Consider the following 21,954-nt stretch of genomic DNA (forward strand, 5'->3'; position numbering starts at 1 on the left):
TTATTAATTGCTAATTACTGCGCGAAACACCACATTACTTAAGTTCATGTGGTGTCAATCCATGTGGTCTTAATCAGTACGGCTATACATCAGGATTGAGCGCCAACACCTCATCAGCTGCCTGCTTGACATCGTCGAGCGTTAGCTGTGGTTTGCCGCTTAAGGCTTGTCGCCATTTACGCGCGCCCATCAGTCCTTGAAACAAACCCAGATAGTGCCGCGTCATCGTAGGCAGCGCTTCGCCTTTAGCGATTTGTGTTTCTAGATAGGGGAGGAGCTGCGCCAAAATCTCTGAGCGCTTGGGCGTAGGCGCACCCCACAGACAATTGGCCTCTGCCAGCAGGTAAGGGTTGTGATAAAACGCCCGCCCAATCATCACCCCATCGACGTGCTGTAAATGCGCCTCGATATCGGCGACGGTGTCGATACCACCATTGATCTCGATATCGAGCGTAGGGAAGTCTTGTTTGAGGCGGTACACATCGTCATAGCGCAGGGGCGGTATTTCACGGTTTTGTTTGGGGCTCAAGCCTTGTAGCCAAGCGGTACGCGCATGGACAATAAAGCGTGTACAACCAGCCGCTGCTACTGTCTCGACAAAGTCCACCATAAACTCATAACTGTCAAAATCATCAATGCCGATACGGTGCTTGACGGTCACAGGAATATCGACCGCAGCCTGCATATGCTTGACCAAGTCAGCAACCGTCTCAGGCTCCGCCATCAGACAAGCGCCTATTTTATTGTGCTGCACACGGTCAGATGGGCAGCCCACATTGATATTGACCTCATCATAGCCATACTGCTGGGCAAACTCAGCACACTTCGTCATCTCGCTATTGTCGGCGCCGCCCAGTTGCAACACCAATGGATGCTCAAGCGCATCAAAGCGCAGATGCCGATCGCGATTGCCATGGATGAGTGCACCCGTGCTGATCATCTCAGTATAAAGATAAACATGCGGATTAAACAACCGCGCAAAGTAACGATAATCTGTCGTTGTCCAATCAATCATAGGGGCAACAGAGAGTCGTTTATTGCTCATATCAACCATAGGGGTGGGGCCTTAATAAAGAGTCGTTAAATGTGTAGTAGTGGCTAAATGTATAAGCGTGGTTTGGTTTATGGGGTCTTAAGCGCATAAAAAAAGCGTCATGCAGCTACCATGACACCGTATGTATCATCCATCATCTATAAAGCTAAGACACGACCGAGGCTGCGACCCGTTAGGTCGCCACTAGATCACATGCTCAATCTTTTTAAACTCGGGCAAGTTGTAAAAATAAAGACCCATGATGATACCGATAAAACCGATAAATGCAATGTAGAGAGCCGGAGAGAAAATCACTAGAGTCGTGGCATAGCCGAGTCCAAAAGGAATCGAGATACCGACGATGCCGTACGTGACATTATAACAAAGTGCCATACCAGTTAGGCGCACATTGGTCGGAAACAGCTGTACCAAAATAGCCGGCATCATGCCAATAATACCTGAGCAAAAGCCTAAGAGGGCGTACATGATCAAGATATAATCACCACCAGCCTCTAAATGATAAAAGAAAGCAAGAATCATGGTGATAAGTAGCGCAGAGCCTGCGGCAAGAATTTTACCAAAGTTTTGGTAGTTCGATAAAATCCCATAAAAAACACAGCCAAAAATCATAAACACAATGCCCAGACTGTGTGAAAACCCAAACAAATCCGCATCTAGGTTAAAGCGCAGCTTGATCAAGTCGGGCAGCAAAATGACAACGACGGTGGTGATGCTGGAGATGATTAAGGTCAAAATCATCCCAATAAAGATAGAGTGTTTGCAGTGCTTAGACAGCAGCGTCAAGGGTTTGGCGACATAGTTTGGTGGTTTTGATGCTAGCATGGCCGTAAAAAACGGCGTTTCACTGACCAAGCGCCAAGCCAGTAGCGGCAAAAAGCTCAGTATGGCTGCCACAAAAAACGGCAGTCGCCAGCCATAGTCGACCAATTGCTCAATGGTCATAACGTTCGACAACCACATAAAAAACGCATTTGAAAACAACACACCCACAAAAAAACTGGCCGTGACATAACTACAAGCAACCGACAAATACTGACGGGGCACGTGCTCGGCCACAAATACCCAAGCCAAGGGCACATACAGGCCAAATGCCATTCCTTGTATGAGCCGCAGCAGGATAAACAAAGCAGGCGATATCAGTCCCCACTGTGCATAGGTCGGCAAACAAGCCATGACTAGCAAACTGATGGCACTGACGAGCATACTGACGAGTAAAGTAAACTTACGCCCTTTGATATCTCCATAGCGCCCCAGCAAAACACCGCCGAATGGACGAGCAAGATAACCGACGGCAAACAGTCCTAACCCTTGTAGCCGAGCAACATTGGGATTGCTATTGACGGGGAACAGCGCCGATGCCACGATATCTGAGATATATAAATAAATCAAAAAATCAAAAAACGCGACGGCGCTACTAAAGCAAATAAACAATACCATGTTTCTATCTTTCGTAGACATCAGGGCATATTGAGAACGATTAGGCATAGTAAATCACGCATCCACACCACAAGCTAATGTGGTCGTTAAGCCGATTATCCTCTAGATAATCCGCATGATAAAAACTGACACCTCCTGATAAAAAAGGGAAGCGTCAAGACAGTAATATTCAGAGTGTTTCGCTTAAGCGTTTCGCTATTTTTAGCCCATTGAAATAGGGCGTGTTGAACATTCGACCATGGCACTGACAGCGACTATTTTTTAGGCGATTCGATGTTAAAAATAATAAATTTAGTCATTCTAAGCGCTTATTTTTAACGATGAAGCGGCAAAAAAGAGTCCTGTCCCTGCGGGCTGATGCTAAAATTGCCCCATACTGCGTTACAAATCTCGCTAAGGCATCTGCATTATCGTCGCTTTGTGCCTTGTCTGGAACAATTTTAGCGATCAGCAGTGCCTATTTGCGAATGTTCAACACGCCCTAATTATCGAGTGAATAAAAGCCCTGCCTGAGTACTATAATAACCAATCAATCGGCAACCAAGACATGATGGTCAGCCAGACATGGTCGCTCATGTCGACTCGCGGCTCTGAGTCGTACACTACCTTTTCGCCGTTTTCCATGGTGTGCCACTGCAGGCGACCGTTCTCTAGCAGCTTTACCTCATAAGCTTGATTGAGCAAGTCATCACTGAGCGCGCCATGCAGCTGTCTTGCCAGCTCGTCGTCGTTGATGATCACGCCCATCTCGGTATTGATATTGGCAGAGCGTGGGTCGACGTTATATGAGCCGATAAACACTTGATAGTCATCAACGGCAAAGGTTTTGGCATGGAGACTGGTTGAGGATTGGCTGCGGGCTTTCCATAGCTTGTTTTCACGCTTTTCTTCACCAGCGGTGGATTTGAGCTCATAGATTTTTACGCCTGAGCGCAGCAGCGCTGGCCGCCACTGGCTGTAGCCTGAGTGCACAGCGGTGACATCCGTTGCGTCAAAAGAGTTGGTCAAGATTTTGATATCGACACCAGCATTGGCCAGCTGTACTAAGGTGTTGACGCCGTCTTTGGTCGGGACAAAATAAGATGAGATGATGGTCAGTTTTTTGGCCGGGCTGCCAAGCAGGGTACGCAGTTGATGCACCAAATTGGTATCGGCAGGGACGGCCTTGCTCAGCTTGCCGACATCATCACTCAAAAACTGCATGTCTGTCCAACGAAACGGCACCCGCTTGCTCACTAAGTCCTCATCTATGGTCGACTCTTCAATCGCTGCTTTATAGACGGTCAAGCTGCTATTGGCATGGTGTTTTTCATCTTGACCAATCTTGTCTAGCGCTGCCAAAAAATCAGTGGCTGCGCCATCGCCAAGGGTCGCGAGCGTCTCGATGTCAAACGACAGCGGCGACGACCAATAGCTGGCAAAACTATTATCAATATCGGCCACGACTTTGCCGATGAGCAAGACGTCCAGATCAGCAAACTGGCTATTTTGATCGTTACTTAGGTATTCATTGCCGATATTACGTCCACCGATGATGGTAATCTGCTTGTCAAAGGTCATACTCTTATTGTGCATGCGCCGATTGATTCTAGGCAGGCCTGTGACGTAGTTTAGGGTTTGAAACTTACGGTGCATCAAGGGGTTGATGATGCGTACCGCGATATTTGGATGACTGGCAAAGCGCAATAAATGCTGATCAAGTTCAGCATTATTATTAAAATCATCGAGTAGCAAGCGCACGATTACCCCGCGCTCAGCCGCTTCCCATAAGTCTTTGAGCATTAGCTGGCCGGCTTGGTCATTGTGCCAGATATAATACTGGGCATCGATGTTGCGGGTGGCCATACCCGTCAAGATGCTGCGAGAGGCAAAGGCATTGGCTCCAGTGACAATCGGGTGATAGCCTGATAAGTCTGGGTGGATATCGTTTTGTTCGCTGATGGCGGCGACCAAATCTGTTTGCTCAGAGGGTTTGCTGTTTTTTGCTTGATACAGTGCATGGATGCGTGCAGACAGCGCTTGACTCTCGGGCAGGTGCGGCTGCTTGGGTAGGCTCTGACAGGCACTCAGTCCCAATGTCAGTCCGAGGGTTAGGCTCAGTGAGAAGTTGGCTGGATCTATACTAAACATCGACATGACGGATTTACCTTAATGAGCCTGTATTTACGGATTAATTCGTTTGCTGGGTGTGGTCGGACAGCGACCTTATCGTTACGCTGTCTATGACCACAAAAAATAGAGGTTTTGAAATAATAGCATTGATTAGCAAATCGATAATAGTACTGCGTCAGGTAAAATCTGAGACTAACTCGAAATCGACGCTAAGCTTAGCAGTTGTTGCTATATCTGCCTATTATAAATACGTTATTTTTGTTAAATGGCTCAGCGTATTGCAGCGTCTCTCCCAAAGTAATAATGGGTCTGGTACGCGCTCGCGTGCCGCTGGGCTGAGTATGCAAAAATACGATTTAGCTGGCCTTTGAAACCAGATGTGTGGAATAAGTTGACATGCTATGATAAGGCGGATGGGTAAGATCGACAAAGATATGCCGTCATTTTACCAATCACCCCTTATCAATTTAAGGCGTGCCCTCATCAGCCCGTGTAGGTGATAATCGACTGAGTGGAGGACACGCCACAGTACTCACCAAGGCAATGGAAGATATATGAGTCAGTCGCACACGCAGAATGATAAAAACTTAAATACACTGGATCCAAACTGGCGCAGCGATGCGCTCGATTTAGGCCTTGATTATGGTATGCAAACCATCGCGGTACGAGCTGGGCACCATCGCACCGATGAAGGCGAGCATTCAGAGGCTATTTTTACCACCAGCTCTTATGTTTATGCGTCGGCCGCCGATGCTGCTGCGCACTTTAACGGTAGCAAAACAGGTAACGTGTACTCACGTCATACCAATCCTAGCGTGCGTACTTTTGAGCGGCGTTTGGCTGCGCTTGAGAATGGCGAGCGCGCGGTAGCTACCGCTTCAGGCATGGGCGCGATTTTGACCATGTGTTTGGCCTACCTAAAAGCAGGCGACCATCTGCTGGCGGCCAATCAGCTATTTGGCTCATCGATTGGGCTGTTTAATAATTACATGACAAAGTTTGGGGTCGAGGTCAGCTATGTCGATTGCTTCGATAATGACGCGTGGGCAAAAGCGGTGCAGCCAAACACCAAAGTGATATATTGCGAAAGCCCAAGTAATCCACTCGCGCAAATTTGTGATATTGGCTATCTAAGCGAGCTGTGTAAAGCCAATGGTATATTACTTGTCGTTGATAATTGCTTTGCGACCCCGGCGCTGCAGCGGCCATTAGATTTGGGCGCGGATGTGGTGATTCACTCGGCGACCAAATATCTAGACGGTCAGGGCCGCGTGTTGGGCGGCGCGCTGGTCGGTAGTGATAAGCTGATGCAAGATGCCTTTACCGTGGTGCGCTCAGGCGGTATCAGTATGAGCCCGTTTAACGCGTGGGTCTTTACCAAAGGGCTTGAGACACTAAAGCTGCGTATGCAGGCGCACTGCCAAAACGCCAATCAAGTGGCAGAGTTTTTGGCTCATCATCCCAATGTCAGTACCGTGCATTTTTCAGGCTTAAGCGATCATCCCGCCCACGCGCTTGCCACGCAGCAACATCATATGCAAGGTGGCTACGGCGCTATCATGGGGTTTGAGGTGAAGCCGCAAGCCCTCTCTGATGGTGGTGTCAGGGATGCAAAAGCAGCTGCTTGGCATGTAATAGACGCCACCCAAATGCTCTCTATCACCAATAATCTGGGCGATGCCAAAACCACCATCACTCATCCTGCCACCACCACCCATTTTCGCCTGAGCGCTGAGGCGCGTGCAGAAGCGGGTGTCAAAGACAGTCTCATTCGTTTGTCGGTTGGGTTGGAGGACGTGGCAGATATCATCAAAGATTTGGCGCGCGGCTTAGACAGTTTGTAAAGATAACGGTATAATCACCGTCAACGCATAAACGTGACGTGATGAAAACCGACGCATTACGTTACGTATTTCCATAAAATACCAAGAGGCGATTATGAATATTCAAGCATTGATGCAACAAGCACAAACGATGCAAAAGAAAGTCGAAGCAAACGTTGAAAACGCCAAAAAAGAGCTGGCTAACAAAGAAGTACAAGCAGAAGCGGGCAGTGGTCTGGTCAAAGTCACCATGACTGGTCGTCACGTGGTCAAGCGTTTGACCATCGATCCTAGCTTATTAGAAGACGAGCCAGATATGATCGAAGACCTCATCGCTGCTGCGATCAATGATGCAGTACGTCAAGCCGACGAGCTATATGAGCAAACCATGGCGAGCGCGACCTCAGGCATGGGTCTGCCACCAGGTATGCAAGGCTTGTTTTAAACAGCTCAAGGGCAGGCTAAGCAAAGCAAGTATCTGGCATGGTTTTAAAAAAACATGTGAAATATAAAGCCTTTAGCCGCCAAAAACAGCACGCTGAACATAAAAATGGGGTTGTTATCGACACGATACGACCCCATTTTTATAGCTACGATTTATACATGAAGTTAAAAAAGGAAGACACTTTGCTGACAGCCAAATTTGATCAGCTGGTCAAACAGCTGCGTATCTTGCCAGGCGTGGGACAAAAAAGCGCCCAGCGTATGGCGCTCCATTTGCTGACCAAAAAACGCCCGCAAGGCATGGCGCTCGCGCAAGCGCTGGATGAGGCAATGCGAGATATCGTTGAGTGCCAGCGCTGCCATAGCTTCAGTGATGAGGCGATTTGTCCATTATGCCAAGATCCGAGGCGTGATGATGGGCTGTTATGTGTGGTCGAAACCGCCGCCGATGTGATGGCGATAGAGCAAACGGCAGGTTACCGTGGTCGTTATTTCGTCTTAGGTGGTCATCTGTCACCACTAGACGGCATCAGTGCTGATGATTTAAACATCGATCAGCTGGTGTGGCGAGTCAAACAGGAGCCAGTGGCGGAGCTGATACTGGCGACAGGTACCACGGTCGAAGGCCAGACTACCGCGCACTTTATCAGTGAAGCGGTCAATCGTCATGTCAGTAAAATTACCCGTTTGGCACAAGGCGTACCGATGGGCGGCGAGCTTGAGTACCTAGATAGTATGACCCTTGGACAAGCCATGCAAAATCGCTCGTTTTTATAGTATTTTCTATATCAATTTCATAAATTCTCTATAAAAGCCAAGTCTTGTCCATTTTATTTTGTGATATTGTTATAATGGTTTTGATATTTACTTTTATTAAGGCGCGGTTTAGCGTTTTATTTTCTTCTATTTCTGCAGGTATCTGCCCGTGTCCAACCATATCTCAACCGCTGTTACTCCATCCAATCATTCAGAGCCTGCGGCCACCGCTGACGAGCCGGCGACGCCAGTCAATACCGGTGCAGGGTCAGTAGACCTGCCGCCTGAGCCTGACATCGATGCTTTATTAGATATCGCTGAAGACGCCGATGTGACATGGGTACGTGAGCAAGAGGGTTTGGCTGACGTGATAGAGGCGTTGGCGACGTGCGGGCGCGTGGCGTTAGATACCGAGTTTATCAAGCGTGATACCTACTATCCGCGTTTGGCTTTGGTGCAGCTCAACACAGGCGATCATATCTATCTATTAGACGCACCGCGACTACAATTGGACGATTTTTGGCAAGCCTTGACAGAGGTAGATGTAGCGATTTGGCATGCTTGCGGCGAAGATTTGGGTATTTTTTATCTGTTGTCTGGCTGTCCGCCTCTCACCAATATCTTTGATACGCAAATTGCGCTGTCTTATTTGACGGGTCAACTACAAATGGGTTATCAGCAAGCGCTTGATGACCAGTTAGACATGCATATCGATAAAGAACAAAGCCAGTCTGACTGGCTACAGCGTCCGCTATCAGATGAGCAAGAGCAGTATGCGATTGATGACGTGCGGTTTTTGCCTGCGCTTTATTTAAGTCTTGAATACGAGCTAAAAAAGCAAGGTCTCTTTGACTATGTGTGGGAGGATTGTCAGCTATATGCCCGTGATCTCTATGACACGCAGCACATGGCCGATGATGAGATGTATCTTACGATGGCGGATTATCGTTATACCTCTGAGCAGATGGCGATACTGCAAGCAGTGGCGACATGGCGTGAGGAGCTGGCACGGGCGACCAATCAGCCACGTACCTTTGTCATAAAAAAACAAGCGGTACGTGAAATTGTCACCGAAAAACCCAGCAGCATGCGCGAGCTTGCGCACAAAACCACCATGCACCGCAGCATGCTACGCCTCTATGGTGAGGAGTTGCTCAAAGTGATTAAGGATGCCAAAAACCTGCATCCTGCTGAGCATCCTGCCTGTTTGCTACCACCATATCGCTCCAAAAACAAAGTCCTATCAAAAGCGGTGCAGCAAGCGATCGAGGCGCACGCAGAAAAAATCGGTGTGCCTGCCAATGTCTTGATGCGCAAAAAATGGCTGGCGCAGCTCTATGAAATCATTGCCTTTGATAAAGACCTAACCGAGCTGCCAGAAGGGCTGCAAGGCTGGCGTCATAAATGGGTGATACAAACCTTGATACCGGTGATTAAAGGGCATAAAACCGAGCTACAGCAAGGGATGGGTATAAAAGCTTAAGACAGTCTCATCCATGAGGTTTGGTTGGGCTTAGTGTTTTTAATGTCGAGCATTTTTAGCGTTTAAACTGTCCATGTCGTAAAAAATATTGGGTCTGCTCGGCGACCGCTTTGTCGACCAGCATTCCTGTGTGCGAGACTGGTAGGACTATGTGGTCAGTTGCGGCCGCTATTTTAGTTTCTTCTATATATACTGTGCCATCGTGTAGTAGATGTTCTGCTGATGGCATGTTGTCTGTCTGACGCAGTTTGCGATTATGATACTGTAAAAACAACTGCCCTAAGCCATAAGGACGATTACCCGCAATCACGCCTAAGGTAATATGCTCCGGTAAGGGCGCGACCGTGCCATCTAGCGCATCGACGTACGAGCGTCCTACTACCGCTGGGGTCAAGCGCCAAATATAGTCAGCACAAACACTACCCACATGCGGCGTGCCAAGTGTCACGCAGCGTCCAATTTGCCACTTGGGATACTGAGTGACGAAATCACGAATAATCAAACCGCCCAGACTGTGACCGACCAAATCGATTGGCTGGTCAGGATGGTGGTTTTCTTCTAGCCAGCGATTGAGCCGTGCGCTATTGGTTTTGATGCCATCACGCAGACTACGATAGCCAAATTGATGGGTGTCAAATCCTGCGGCTTGCAAGCGTTTGGCCAATGGCCGCATGATCCAAGCGGTTTGATGCAGACCATGGATGAGAATGACGCGGTTTTTTTGGTGCATGCTGACTTCCATTAAAAATAATATCCATTAAAAACGTACGGTTAACAACTTGATGATATGAATAGTATAGCTCTAAATATCTCAAACCAAATAAAAACCTCCAAATCAGCTACTGACTTGGAGGTTTATTGTTATAGCCATTATTTATTCGTTTTTAAAACTGTATTTTAACACTACATATAGTTTTCGATGCTTGGGCAAGAGCACATAAGGTTCTTATCACCATAGGCATCATCGACACGTGCCACACTTGGCCAAAACTTATGAGCGCGGATGTACGGCAGTGGGAATGCAGCGGTATCACGGCTATATGGATGCGACCATTCTTCACTGGTAATCATCGCCGCGGTGTGCGGCGCATTGACCAATGGATTGTCTTCTAATGTCCAACCATCTTCGCCAGCTTTGGCCTTCATAGCCTCAGCTTTGATAGATTTAAGTGCACTGATGAAGCGGTCCAATTCCTCGACAGACTCAGACTCAGTTGGCTCAATCATCAACGTACCCGCAACTGGGAAACTCATGGTTGGTGAATGGAAACCATAATCCATCAAGCGCTTGGCGATATCGCTCTCAGTGATGCCAGTTTCTTCCTTCAATGGGCGAATATCGATGATACACTCGTGCGCAACGCGGCCGTTTTTGCCCGTATAAAGAACAGGGTAGTGGTCTTGTAGCTGAGTGGCGACATAGTTGGCATTTAAGAGCGCAAGCTCCGTGGCTTTTAGCAGACCATCGCGGCCCATCATGGTGATATACATCCAAGAGATGGGTAAGATACTCGCTGAGCCATAAGGCGCTGCCGATACCGCTGAGCAGTCTTTTTGCGCGTTGTGTACAGGGCTTAGCGTATGGTTGGCCATAAAGGGGGCCAAGTGCGCCTTCATGCCGATAGGGCCCATGCCAGGACCGCCGCCGCCATGCGGGATACAGAAGGTTTTATGCAAGTTCATATGTAGTACGTCAGCACCGACATCAGCAGGCTGCATCATGCCGACCTGTGCGTTCATGTTAGCGCCATCCATATAGACCTGACCGCCATGCTTATGAATCAAGTCACAGATATGACGAATGCCTTCTTCAAACACCCCGTGCGTCGATGGATAAGTAATCATCAACGCACCTAGGCTTGCGCTATGCTCTTCACATTTTGCCGTCAAGTCCTCGATGTCTACGTTACCGTTTTCGTCAGTTTTGACGACGACGACTTTCATGCCCATCATCATGGCCGTTGCAGGGTTGGTGCCGTGCGCCGACTGCGGGATCAGGCACACATCACGCTCTGTTTCGCCCAATGATTCATGATAGCGGCGAATGGCAAGTAGGCCTGCGTATTCACCAGAAGCGCCTGAGTTTGGTTGCATCGATACATCGTCAAAGCCGGTGATGGCTTTTAGCTGATCTTGTAAGCTATCGATCATGGCGATATAGCCGGTGACTTGGCTGCGCGGCGCAAAGGGGTGCACGTTGGCAAATTCAGGCCAAGTAATCGGTAGCATCTCACTGGTGGCGTTTAGCTTCATGGTACAGCTACCAAGTGAAATCATACTGCGGTTCATCGCCAAATCTTTGTCTTCTAGCGACTTTAGGTAGCGCAGCATTTCATGCTCGGTGTGGTGTGAGTTAAACACCGGATGGGTCAGGATGTCATCGGTACGCAAGTGCGCGCTATCGAGTGACACGCGAGCTTCTGCTGGCAAGTCATGCGCTTTACTGACAAACAACTGCGTTAGCGCCTTAAAGTCTTGCGCGTCGCTGGTTTCACTAAAGGCCACGCTCAGCTTGGTCGTACCTAGACGCCATAAGTTGTAGCCGATGTTTTCTGCGTTTTTAAAGATTTGGGTGGCCAGATTTTCTGAACCGCAATCGATGACCACGGTGTCAAAGAACTGCTCATGCACCACGGTTAGCTTGCTGTCAGCAGCGGATTTGATCACATCAGCAAAGGCAGTTGCAAATGCATGGATGCGAGTGGCGATACGTTTGACGCCGCCTGGACCATGATAAACCGCGTACATACCTGCAAGGTTGGCGAGCAATACTTGTGAGGTACAGATGTTTGAGTTGGCTTTTTCGCGGCGGATATGCTGCTCACGTGTCTGCAGTGCCATACGTAGCGCGGTATTGCCTTGCGAATCTTTTGACACACCAATGATACGGCCAGGTGCTGAGCGCTTGGCTTTGTCAGAGAAAGCAAAATAGGCGGCGTGTGGACCACCAAAGCCCATTGGAATACCAAAGCGCTGGGTGCTACCAAGTGCCACATCTGCGCCCATATCGGCTGGTGACTTTAACAACACCAAGCTCATGATGTCGCTGACGACGCTGACGTAGGTTTTGTTTTTCTTGACCGCGGCGATGACGTCGGTTAAGTCTTTTACATCGCCCTCAACACCGACGTATTGGAAAATCGCGCCAAAGTAGTCGCCTGATTTGGCGGTTTCAAAATCACCGACGACGACTTCCCAACCGAAGTACTTGGCACGAGTATTGATGACATCTAGGGTCTGCGGATAGATGCGCTCATCCACAAAAAACTGGTTTGATTTGCTTTTGCTCACGCGCTTTGACATCGCCATCGCTTCTGCCGCAGCCGTTGCTTCATCAAGTAGTGACGCGCCTGCCATCTCCAACCCTGTCAAGTCGATACATACTTGCTGGAAGTTAAGCAATGCTTCTAGGCGACCTTGAGCGATTTCTGCTTGATAAGGCGTATAAGCGGTGTACCAGCCTGGGTTTTCTAGCACGTTACGCTGAATGACTGCAGGCATACGTACTGGCGAGTAGCCTTGACCAATGTAGCTTTTGTTTACCGTGATGTCGTCTGCCATGGTGCGTAGCTTGGCAAGTGCAGCATGCTCACTCATCGCGACTGGTAGATCAAGCGCTTTGTGCAAGCGCACAGGCTCAGGCACGGTATCGTTGATAAAGCTTGCCATATCTTGATAACCAACGGCGCTGAGCAAGTCAGCTTGTTTGGCATCGTTTGAGCCTAAATGACGATAGACAAATTCAGCTTCGTTAAATAATCCTTGGAAGGTATCAAACGTTGGGTTTTGAGAGATAGTCATGACATTCCTTGGTTAAGGGAGTGGTAAAGGAGATGGCTAAAATAACGGATATTAATAACTAATGACGGGTTTAGACGTAATGAACAAATTGAGCTTGATCAAAGCGAAACTGGGTGTTGTAAATACCATTGTCAGCGCGCTCGCCTGCGCCAATCATCATGACGATATGGTGGTTGTCGCTTAAACCTAATAGTCGCTTCATCGCAGGCTCATCAAAGCCGCCCATCGGACAGCTGTCAAAGCCATGTGCACGTAGTGCCAGCATCAGGTTTTGGGCGGCAAGCGCGGTATTGTTGGTGGCCCAGTTTTTGGTGTCTTCAAAGGTATAGTAAGGCGACTTAATCGGTCCTTTGAGGCGTCTTGCGACCTGAGTTGCACCCCATTTGGCTGCAGAGACGATGTTGGCAGGGCCGCGCAAAAAGTCTAAAGTGACGACTTTGTTGTAGTAGTCTTTTACCTTTTTTGGGACAGGTTTATCAGGGTATTCACGCAATATCTGTTGGGCGTGGTCTTGCCACACGTCAGTACGCGCCACCACTGCAATGAGACGCGCTGAGGTTTTTGCCGCGTTTTGGTTCATGCAGTTTTTTATCGCACGTTTGCGTGTGTCTGCATCATCGATGACATAAAACTCCCACGGCTGCAGATTGCTTGAGTTGGGCGCCAGCATGGCCAGACGCAGACAGTCTGCCAGTACGGCATCTGGTATCGGTGTGTCAGTGAAACGGCGCACCGAACGACGAGACTCCACGACGTCACAAAACGCCTGTAGCGTCGCTGTGCGATCGAGTGTAGTGCCAGTTTTTTTGTCATTTTCAGGGGTCATAAGAGAGTCCATGCTGAGGATTGAGTGACCCACTTGCGCATCATCAAAGCGGGGCTGGGGCTATAATCGCGAATCGCGTCCGCATCTAACAAGTAAGTCGTCGTGATAAATCAGATTATTACCAATCAGGTTGTTTAGGACGTTGTCCTCAATTCAATCGATAGCCATCTAAATGGGCTAAAAATGGCTAAACCCGGCCAAACGGTGTCAAATAGCTGACTAATATCTCGATATTATCTGCGCTATTTTCCTTGTTTGACGGCGATTTATCTCATTTTTATCGCCATTTTTAAAATGAGGATACACCCTAGCAGTCGTGTTTTTGCCGCTGTGTTTTTCAAAGCGGCTTAAAAATGGCCTAACAGTAGGATAAACAGATACCAGCTGCCGCCAGTATCCGCCGTGTTGCTTATATAAATTTAAACAAAGACTGAGTAGATTACAGCTCGTTTTCGTACTCTTCAGCGGTCATCAATGCTTCGTAATCGGCGATGTTGTCTGGTTTGATTTTAAAGAACCAGCCTTCGCCGTACGGGTCAGAGTTGATGATTTCTGGATCATCTTCTAGTGCTTCGTTGATCGCAACCACTTCACCTGAGATAGGCGCATAGACGTCAGAGGCTGCTTTTACAGACTCGACCACAGAGATTTCGTCGTCGACGGCGAGGATATCGCCAACGTCTGGCAATTCGACAAATACCACGTCGCCGAGTAGGTCTTGAGCATGGTCAGTGATACCAACAGTGATCGTACCGTCTTCTTCTAAACGCAGCCACTCGTGACTGGCGATGTATTTTAGTTCTGCTGGAATGTTGCTCATGGGGTCTCTCCTAAGTGAGGATGGTGAATAAAATAATGGATGTTAATGATAAAATTTATCAGGGATATCAGTCAAACTGCTGTTTGCCGTTACGGACAAAAGGGAGTTTTACGACGCGCACATCGACGAACTTGCCTTTGCCGCGTAGGTCGACCTGTACGCTATCTTCGTCTGATAAGCTGGCAGGCACACGTGCAATTGCGATCGAGTTTTTTAGGCTAGGGGAGAAGGTACCGCTGGTGATGATACCGGTTTGCTCATTGTCTGTGCCTTGGTTGATGGTCACGGTCATGCCCTCACGCAAGACACCGCGGGTGGTCAGTAGTAAGCCGACTTGTTTCATGGCGGTGTTGTCGTCTTTTGCTTGTTGACGCTTACTGACTAAGGCATCACGACCGACAAACTCACGCTCGTCTTTTAGCGCCAGCGTCCAGCCCATGTTGCACTCATACGGGCTGGTTTCTTCGTCCATGTCGTGACCGTAGAGGTTCATGCCCGCTTCCATACGTAGTGTATCGCGAGCGCCGAGGCCAGCAGGCTTAATACCATTATCTTTTAATAAGTCAAAGAACGCTGGCGCATCATCACCATGCATGATGACTTCGACGCCATCCTCGCCTGTATAACCGGTACGAGCGACAAACCAATCTGTGCCTTCGATATCGGTCAAATCAGCACCGACAAAAGGCTTAAGACCTGATAGTGTCTCTGACCAGCTTGGCTTGGCTTTGGCTAGCTTTTCAACCGCTTTTGGACCTTGTACCGCAATCATGGCAAGCTCTGGGCGCTCGGTGATGCTGATGTCAAAACCTGCTGCGACTTTGTGAAACTGTGCCATGTTTTTATCACGGGTTGCCGCGTTTGAGACGATGCGATATTCGGTGGCGTCTTCATTCATTAGATAGACGATTAGGTCATCGATGATGCCGCCTTGCTCATTGAGCATGCCTGAATACAGCGCTTTGCCGACGGTTTTTAGTTTGGCGACATCATTGGCCAGTAGCTTTCGTAGCCATGCTTTGGCATCTGCACCTTTGATATCGACGACGACCATATGCGAGACGTCAAACATACCGGCATCGGTACGTACCGCTTCGTGCTCTTCGATTTGTGAGCCATAATGGATGGGCAGCTCCCAACCAGAAAAATCCACCAGCTTGCCATCGCTATCGACGTGAGACTGATAAAGGGGCGTGCGTTTGGGGGCTGCGGTGTTTGTGCTTGGAGTGCTGGTATTGTGAGTATCGGTCATAACAAATCCTTATGGAACATCAGCCGCATTTGATAATCAGTCATAACTTATCAAAGTAGCAGGGCAGAGGTGCATTATCATAGTGAGTAGCGATATTGCAGGGTGCAAGTATCGCAACCAAGGGTGGTACAAAAAATAGAGCAATCAGCCAAACAGACGCCAAACGTCGGTTTAAGCAAAAGCCCTATCTGTCCTGTCACCTGAGATTTTCAATACGGCACATCGTCGTGGTCTCTAAAGCCTTTGCTTTACTCTTGCCATCACGATGCTGTCGCATTTTCTCCCCTTCGGTGGGTAAGGCGTCGTCCGTCCTTACCGCTCTCCAGATTTGTTATGCCTTATGTTTGTAGGCCACGCGTTAGGTGTCGCCGCAAAACAATCATGACATGTGTTTTTCAGTCCTTTTACCTGAGCGATTGGCAGGGTGGATGCGCCTTCGGTGGTCTGTGGATAATGCTCAATAGGACATCACCACGATGGGCTGATACGTATCGTTGCCGGTCTTTTATTTCAATGACCTGATAGCAGATAGGTACGCCTGCAGACTCTCTCCTGAAAAACGTTTTTATTATGAAAGGTTCACCGCGCTTTTACAAGCCATCTGCGCCATTAAAGTCGATAATTTTGGCAAAAAGTCTTTTTTGTCCCAGCGATTGTCAGTAGTAAGGCATGGTGGCAGCGTTATATTGGTGTTTGTCCTCTTGAGTGCGTTGTTAGTTTTTAGTCGGTTTACCATAGCAGAACGTAAAGCGACTACTGATGTTTGCCCGAAATATGCTAACCTATGGCGATAGATTCTGATAGGTTGTTTTTATGCATTGCGATATTTATAAGTTTCCCAAACATGATGATATGTACATCTACATTGCGCGTCCTGATTATCCAGATGATACCGATGAGATTAAAGACTGGCTGGGGGTGTTGCCCAAGGAGTTTCGTGCGGGGCTAGGGCGTAGTCAGTTTGTCATGCATCTGGATTTGGCCGCCACCTCGAAGCTGGCTCGCGTCGATAAAGAAGAGGTGCTGGCAAAGCTCCAAGCACAAGGGTACTTTGTGCAATTGCCGCCGCAAGATGTCATGCGCCGCCAAGCAGAGCTACGCGCCCGCGAAGCACAAGATAGTATTTATGACTGATGGCATTCAAAGCTAATGGCACTTAAGGCTAAAGGCATGCAATACTCAGACGCGTGTCTTCGTCTTTATCGTGTCGATTGAGGACACATCCTAGAAAGTCGTGATAAACTGATCTTCTGTTAAGTGCAGATGTCTATTATATATTTTGTCATATTGAGGACACGCCCTAGTACGGCAAAACTTACCCACTACCAATAGACGCTGCTGGCGCTACTGGTGATAAACGCAGGTAATAAAACACGCATGGACTGGTTAAAAAACATATTGCATCGCTTACCGCTTGAGAGTATCAGTGATATCTTAGGAGAGATTGCTATTTGGTGGGGACAGCTGGTAAAAGATGTCCCACCCGCCGATCTGCCCATGTATGCCTATCTTGGGGGAACGGTGATCGTACTGATACTATGGCTGCTGGTGGCGCGCATGTTGCCGCGTCCACTCGGCGGTATGAGCTGGATGGTGTTGTTTGCCGTATTGCTCGCGCCCGGTACCGCGCTCGATGACCCTAGCGAGATTGCCCCTGCCAGTATCAGTGTGGTGTATGCGATTATGATGAAAGACTACACAAGTGCCATTGCCAATATGTTGCCCATTATGGTGGTGCTGGTGGTGGGCTTGTTTGTTGGGTTTGTCTGGCAGCTGATACGCGGTGCTTTTGAGTCGAGCCTAGACAAAGCGCGGAGCCGCACCGCCGCAGATACGCAGGCGACCATGCAGCTGACCACAGGCAATTATCTGGCCGAAAACACTGATATAACTGAGCATGCGAAGGTTCATGATCACGCACCAGTAGCTGAGACTGACGAAACGCTGGATCTCAAAAAGCGCGGTGCCAAAAATGAGGGCATACTGTCTAAACAGGCCAATCCCAATGATACGATAGACAAAGGGTGAGGAGCTGGGCGTCAATAGCGGCATGGTTTAATTTGCTCAATGACTATAAGCTCGATAACTATAAACTTAATGACTATAAAGTGACTATAAAAAAGACACCATGTGTGTCTTTTTTTATGGCTAATCATTATGCGCCATATTTAGGGCGTAAGAAGCGCTGATTGGAAGGATGACGAACGCATGAGTATTTTGGCAATCCATCAGCCTATGCTACTCTAATTTGTGAATGCTATTTTATAAAATACTTTATTGATAAAGATAACTGAGACTTTACTATGACGACCAAGATGGACAAGACCAACCATGCCTTTACCGGCACGCAAAGCTATATCGCCACCGATGATTTACAACTGGCAGTCAATGCAGCGATGACACTACAAAAACCGCTACTGATCAAAGGTGAGCCTGGCACTGGTAAAACACTGCTGGCCGAAGAGGTGGCGCAGAGTTTGGGGATGCCGCTGATTACTTGGCATATCAAGTCAACCACCAAAGCTGAGCAAGGGCTGTATGAGTATGATGCGGTCTCACGCTTGCGCGACTCGCAACTCGGTGACGACAAGGTGTATGAGATTGGCAATTATATCAAACCCGGTAAGCTTTGGGAGGCTTTTACCAGTCAAGAGCGCAGCGTCCTATTGATTGATGAGATCGACAAAGCCGATATCGAGTTCCCCAATGACTTGCTGCATGAGCTTGATAAAATGTCGTTTTATGTTTATGAGACAGGCGAGACCATCACCGCCGAGCAGCGCCCAGTGGTGATTATCACCTCAAACAACGAAAAAGAGCTGCCCGACGCATTTTTGCGCCGCTGCTTTTTTCACTACATCGATTTTCCTGATGAGCACACCATGCGTCAAATCATTGAGGTGCACTTCCCCAATATCCAAGAAAAACTGGTCAATGATGCGCTGGATATCTTTTATAAGCTGCGCGGTATTCAAGGGCTTAAAAAACCACCATCAACGTCGGAATTGGTCGATTGGTTAACGTTATTGCTTGCCGATGATATGGCACAACAAGAGCTAGAAGAAAACTTGCGCGGTGAAAAATCGATCCCGCCGCTATACGGCGCGCTACTCAAAAACGAAGCGGATGTGAGCTTGTTGCAGCGTTTTGCCAACATGATGCGTCGTTAGGCGTATCGACTGACAGCGTTGTCTGGTGTCATATCGCTGTCAGCATGATGATGCCAATCAAACCTTATCAGCCAATAAGTGATGCGTATTTTATGTTTATCAAATTATTCTACACCCTGCGGACTTACGGCGTGCCAGTCAGCACGCGCGAGCTGCTCGATCTAAACGCTGCGCTCGAGCAGGGGCTGATGATGCAGCCACATCCTGAAAACCCAGCGCTGTCTACCTTTGCCAGTCGCGAGGATATGTACCGACTGATTCGCCTCTGTATGGTCAAAGATGAGCGTCATTTTGATAAATTTGACCGCGCCATGGCCGATTATTTTGAAGGTATCGACAGCTTAGATATCGATGAGCTGATGAACAAGCTGACAGATATCCCAAAAGAGTGGCTCGATCTCAAGCTAGATCCCAAAAATTTGACCGAAGCGCAGCGGCGCTTGCTCAAAAAATACGGCTCGCTTGAGGAGTTGATGAAGGCGCTTGAGGAGCGTCTAAAGGAGCAAAAAGAGCGTCATCAGGGCGGAAGCAAATGGGTCGGTACTGGCGGCACCTCACCGTTTGGCGCTTATGGTGATCATCCTGAAGGGGTGCGCGTCGGCGGTGAGTCGCGGAAACGCAGTGCGGTCAAAGTCTGGGAGCAGCGCAAATATCGTAACCTCGATGATGACAATCATCTGGGCACGCGCCAGATTCAGATGGCGCTACGCAACTTGCGCCAGTTTGCCCGTACTGGCAGCGCCGACGAGCTCGATATCCATGAGACCATCAAGCGCACGGCTAAAAAAGGCGTGCTCGATATTCATATGCAAGCTGAGCGCCGCAATCGTGTTAAAGTGTTGATGCTGTTCGATGTCGGCGGTAGTATGGATATCCATGTCGAGGCGCTAGAAAAACTGTTTTCGGCGGCAAAAAACGAATTTAAGACCTTAGAGTTCTTTTATTTTCATAACTGTCTGTATGACTACGTTTGGAAGGACAATAACCGTCGGCACAGTGCCCTGATGCCGACTTTTGAGCTGCTCAATACCTATGGCCGTGAGTATCGCGTCATCTTTGTCGGCGATGCGTCGATGTCGCCATATGAGCTGATGACGGTCGGCGGCAGTGTGGAGTATATGAATAACGAAGCAGGTATTGTCTGGTTAAAAAGGGTATTAGCACATTTTGATAAAGTTGCTTGGCTCAATCCTGAAAATCATGCCTATTGGCAATATACTCAGACCATCGTTGAGATTAAAAAGTTGTTCGATAATAAAATGTATCCCATGACGCTGCACGGTGTGGAAGAGATGACCAATTATATGGCGCGTTGATTTTATAGCAGGGTGTTTATATATTTGGGTTTTTAAAGATGGTGAGCGGCTTTTAATGCTGATATTTGTCTTTATAAATCATTAGTATAGCTGGAACTAGTGGTTTTTCATAAGCAGTCATTGATATCATCATGGCTGCTTTTTTTTGCTTAAAAAACGGCTGAATAGCGATAGCGCATTGGTATACGTAATGAAATGTGTTAACATTCATTTAAAATGAATGTTATGAAGTGTGTCAACTAACTATTTAAGTTAAGCAATCTTTAATCACTTTATAAATACTTATGAAATGACTCATTTATCAGTAGCAACCTTTTTATATAGCAATCACTAAGAGAGTTATCATGGCTTCACCAAAAACCCTAGAAATCGTCACCGCCACCGTACCTGTACTCGAAGAGCACGGCACCGCCATCACCACGGTGTTTTATAAAAACATGTTTGCTGAGCATCCTGAGCTGCTGGATATCTTTAATGAAACCAATCAAAAGCTTGGGCGTCAGCAGACGGCGCTGGCGATGACGGTGCTGGCGGCAGCAAAGCATCTGGACAAGCTGGCAACGCTACTGCCGCAAGTCACCCAAATCAGCCATAAGCATCGCGCCCTGCAGATTTTACCTGAGCATTATCCTATCGTTGGCAAGCATCTTATCGGCGCGATAAAAGAAGTGCTGGGTGAGGCGGCAACGGATGAGATTATCCATGCTTGGACAGAGGCTTATGATGAGATTGCTTCGGTGTTTATCCAAATAGAGCAAGACATGTATGAGTCTGCGCTGTGGCAAGGCTTTGCGCCATTTACCGTAACAAAAAAGACCGCGGTGGCGACGGATATTGCCGCCTTTATCGCGGTGCCTAGCAATGAGTATAAAGACGGCGATACGGCAAACCATCAAGCGATTGATTTACATAAAATGCGTTTGAGTGCTGGACAATACATCACTGTAAAAACAGACCCCAAAGACAGCGATCACACCGCTTTGCGTCACTATTCTCTGTACTCAGCAAATACCGAAGAGGGCATCAAGTTTGCAGTCAGACGCGACAATCGCAACGCGCATCATGGTTTGGTCTCAAACCATCTGCATGACCACATAAACGTCGGTGATACGATTTTGTTATCTGCCCCTGCTGGCGATTTTGTGCTGGAGCAACACCTGATGACCCAAAACGAGGTACCACTGGTGCTGATGAGCGCAGGCGTAGGGGTGACGCCTGTACTGGCTATGTTGGAGGCGCAGATTATGGCCAATCCAAAGCGGCCGATCATCTGGGTATACGCCTGTCAAAATGAGCAGCATCATGCCTTTAATGAGCAAGTTGATAAGCTGTTAGAAAAAGCAGAAAACGTAGAAAAACATATTTTCTATTTTGACGAAGGGCAAATTCTTGATGAAGCATGGTTAGCTAATCTGCCTAAGCCTGCTGATATCTATGTTTGTGGCTCGATGATGTTTATGGACAGTATGATTGATGGGTTAGTCGCATTAGATCATGGCGTTGATAATGTGCATTATGAGCCGTTTGGTCCTAAAATGAGTCTAGAGCTGAAAGCTGGCTAATAAAGTTAAAACGATATACAACAATAGATGAACACATAAGGCAAAGTTATGAAATAACTTTGCCTTATTCTTTTATAGTGCACTTGAGATTAAACAGG

At 48.0% G+C, this 21,954-nt stretch carries 17 protein-coding genes and 2 riboswitches; of the genes, 9 read left to right on the forward strand and 8 right to left on the reverse strand.

All coding sequences use genetic code 11. The features are described 5' to 3' along the window. Positions 1 to 82 precede the first annotated feature (82 nt). The 3 genes from dusA to JFC05_RS01800 all read right to left on the reverse strand — a co-directional run bounded on the left by dusA (position 83) and on the right by JFC05_RS01800 (position 4,627). Positions 83 to 1,054, reverse strand: coding sequence for a tRNA dihydrouridine(20/20a) synthase DusA (dusA, locus tag JFC05_RS01790; RefSeq protein WP_198335521.1), 972 nt, complete (start codon positions 1,052 to 1,054; stop codon positions 83 to 85). 183 nt (positions 1,055 to 1,237) lie between these two features. Beyond that, positions 1,238 to 2,491, reverse strand: coding sequence for an MFS transporter (locus tag JFC05_RS01795; protein ID WP_227697367.1), 1,254 nt, complete (start codon positions 2,489 to 2,491; stop codon positions 1,238 to 1,240). Between the two features lie 516 nt (positions 2,492 to 3,007). Then, positions 3,008 to 4,627 carry a phospholipase D family protein gene (locus tag JFC05_RS01800; protein ID WP_198335523.1) on the reverse strand — a complete coding sequence of 540 codons (1,620 nt, stop codon included), beginning with the start codon at positions 4,625 to 4,627 and terminating at the stop codon, positions 3,008 to 3,010. A 530-nt stretch (positions 4,628 to 5,157) separates the two neighbouring features. Between JFC05_RS01800 and JFC05_RS01805 the strand changes: the two genes are divergently transcribed. From JFC05_RS01805 to JFC05_RS01820, 4 genes are all read left to right on the forward strand, one after another. Further along, positions 5,158 to 6,447, forward strand: a complete 1,290-nt coding sequence (locus JFC05_RS01805) for an O-succinylhomoserine sulfhydrylase (protein ID WP_198335524.1) — start codon at positions 5,158 to 5,160, stop codon at positions 6,445 to 6,447. 94 nt (positions 6,448 to 6,541) lie between these two features. Next, complete coding sequence (locus JFC05_RS01810; RefSeq protein ID WP_075101100.1) at positions 6,542 to 6,871, forward strand: YbaB/EbfC family nucleoid-associated protein; 330 nt, start codon at positions 6,542 to 6,544, stop codon at positions 6,869 to 6,871. A gap of 182 nt (positions 6,872 to 7,053) precedes the next feature. Further along, positions 7,054 to 7,647 carry a recombination mediator RecR gene (gene recR / locus JFC05_RS01815; RefSeq protein ID WP_075101236.1) on the forward strand — a complete coding sequence of 198 codons (594 nt, stop codon included), beginning with the start codon at positions 7,054 to 7,056 and terminating at the stop codon, positions 7,645 to 7,647. A 148-nt stretch (positions 7,648 to 7,795) separates the two neighbouring features. After that, positions 7,796 to 9,109, forward strand: a complete 1,314-nt coding sequence (locus tag JFC05_RS01820) for a ribonuclease D (protein ID WP_198335525.1) — start codon at positions 7,796 to 7,798, stop codon at positions 9,107 to 9,109. Positions 9,110 to 9,164: 55 nt separating this feature from the next. On the opposite strand, the gene JFC05_RS01825 is transcribed toward JFC05_RS01820, so the two are convergent. From JFC05_RS01825 to gcvT, 5 genes are all read right to left on the reverse strand, one after another. Then, positions 9,165 to 9,839, reverse strand: coding sequence for an esterase/lipase family protein (locus JFC05_RS01825; protein WP_198335526.1), 675 nt, complete (start codon positions 9,837 to 9,839; stop codon positions 9,165 to 9,167). A gap of 173 nt (positions 9,840 to 10,012) precedes the next feature. Continuing rightward, a complete protein-coding gene (gene gcvP / locus JFC05_RS01830; protein ID WP_198335527.1) occupies positions 10,013 to 12,910 on the reverse strand; it encodes an aminomethyl-transferring glycine dehydrogenase in 2,898 nt (965 codons plus the stop codon). A 70-nt stretch (positions 12,911 to 12,980) separates the two neighbouring features. Next, positions 12,981 to 13,736, reverse strand: a complete 756-nt coding sequence (locus JFC05_RS01835) for a nitroreductase family protein (protein ID WP_198335528.1) — start codon at positions 13,734 to 13,736, stop codon at positions 12,981 to 12,983. 439 nt (positions 13,737 to 14,175) lie between these two features. Beyond that, positions 14,176 to 14,556, reverse strand: coding sequence for a glycine cleavage system protein GcvH (gene gcvH, locus JFC05_RS01840; protein WP_075101105.1), 381 nt, complete (start codon positions 14,554 to 14,556; stop codon positions 14,176 to 14,178). Between the two features lie 67 nt (positions 14,557 to 14,623). Further along, on the reverse strand, positions 14,624 to 15,808 hold the full coding sequence (gcvT, locus tag JFC05_RS01845; protein ID WP_198335529.1) for a glycine cleavage system aminomethyltransferase GcvT: 1,185 nt from the start codon (positions 15,806 to 15,808) through the stop codon (positions 14,624 to 14,626). A gap of 178 nt (positions 15,809 to 15,986) precedes the next feature. Further along, positions 15,987 to 16,144: riboswitch (glycine riboswitch) on the reverse strand. Between the two features lie 50 nt (positions 16,145 to 16,194). Beyond that, a riboswitch (glycine riboswitch) is annotated at positions 16,195 to 16,373 on the reverse strand. A gap of 248 nt (positions 16,374 to 16,621) precedes the next feature. Here gcvT and JFC05_RS01850 point away from each other — a divergent pair. From JFC05_RS01850 to JFC05_RS01870, 5 genes are all read left to right on the forward strand, one after another. Next, positions 16,622 to 16,942: a YcgL domain-containing protein gene (locus JFC05_RS01850; RefSeq protein ID WP_192992981.1), complete on the forward strand. Its 321-nt coding sequence runs from the start codon at positions 16,622 to 16,624 to the stop codon at positions 16,940 to 16,942. Positions 16,943 to 17,185: 243 nt separating this feature from the next. Next, positions 17,186 to 17,836, forward strand: coding sequence for a hypothetical protein (locus JFC05_RS01855; protein WP_226940863.1), 651 nt, complete (start codon positions 17,186 to 17,188; stop codon positions 17,834 to 17,836). Between the two features lie 287 nt (positions 17,837 to 18,123). Then, positions 18,124 to 18,978 carry an AAA family ATPase gene (locus JFC05_RS01860; RefSeq protein WP_198335628.1) on the forward strand — a complete coding sequence of 285 codons (855 nt, stop codon included), beginning with the start codon at positions 18,124 to 18,126 and terminating at the stop codon, positions 18,976 to 18,978. 92 nt (positions 18,979 to 19,070) lie between these two features. Beyond that, on the forward strand, positions 19,071 to 20,294 hold the full coding sequence (locus JFC05_RS01865) for a vWA domain-containing protein (RefSeq protein WP_198335530.1): 1,224 nt from the start codon (positions 19,071 to 19,073) through the stop codon (positions 20,292 to 20,294). Positions 20,295 to 20,638: 344 nt separating this feature from the next. After that, positions 20,639 to 21,856 (forward strand): globin domain-containing protein, encoded by a 1,218-nt coding sequence (locus JFC05_RS01870; protein ID WP_198335531.1) that lies wholly within the window; start codon positions 20,639 to 20,641, stop codon positions 21,854 to 21,856. Positions 21,857 to 21,954: the final 98 nt, after the last annotated feature.

Source organism: Psychrobacter celer, assembly GCF_016107555.1.
Taxonomy (GTDB): Bacteria; Pseudomonadota; Gammaproteobacteria; order Pseudomonadales; family Moraxellaceae; genus Psychrobacter; species Psychrobacter celer.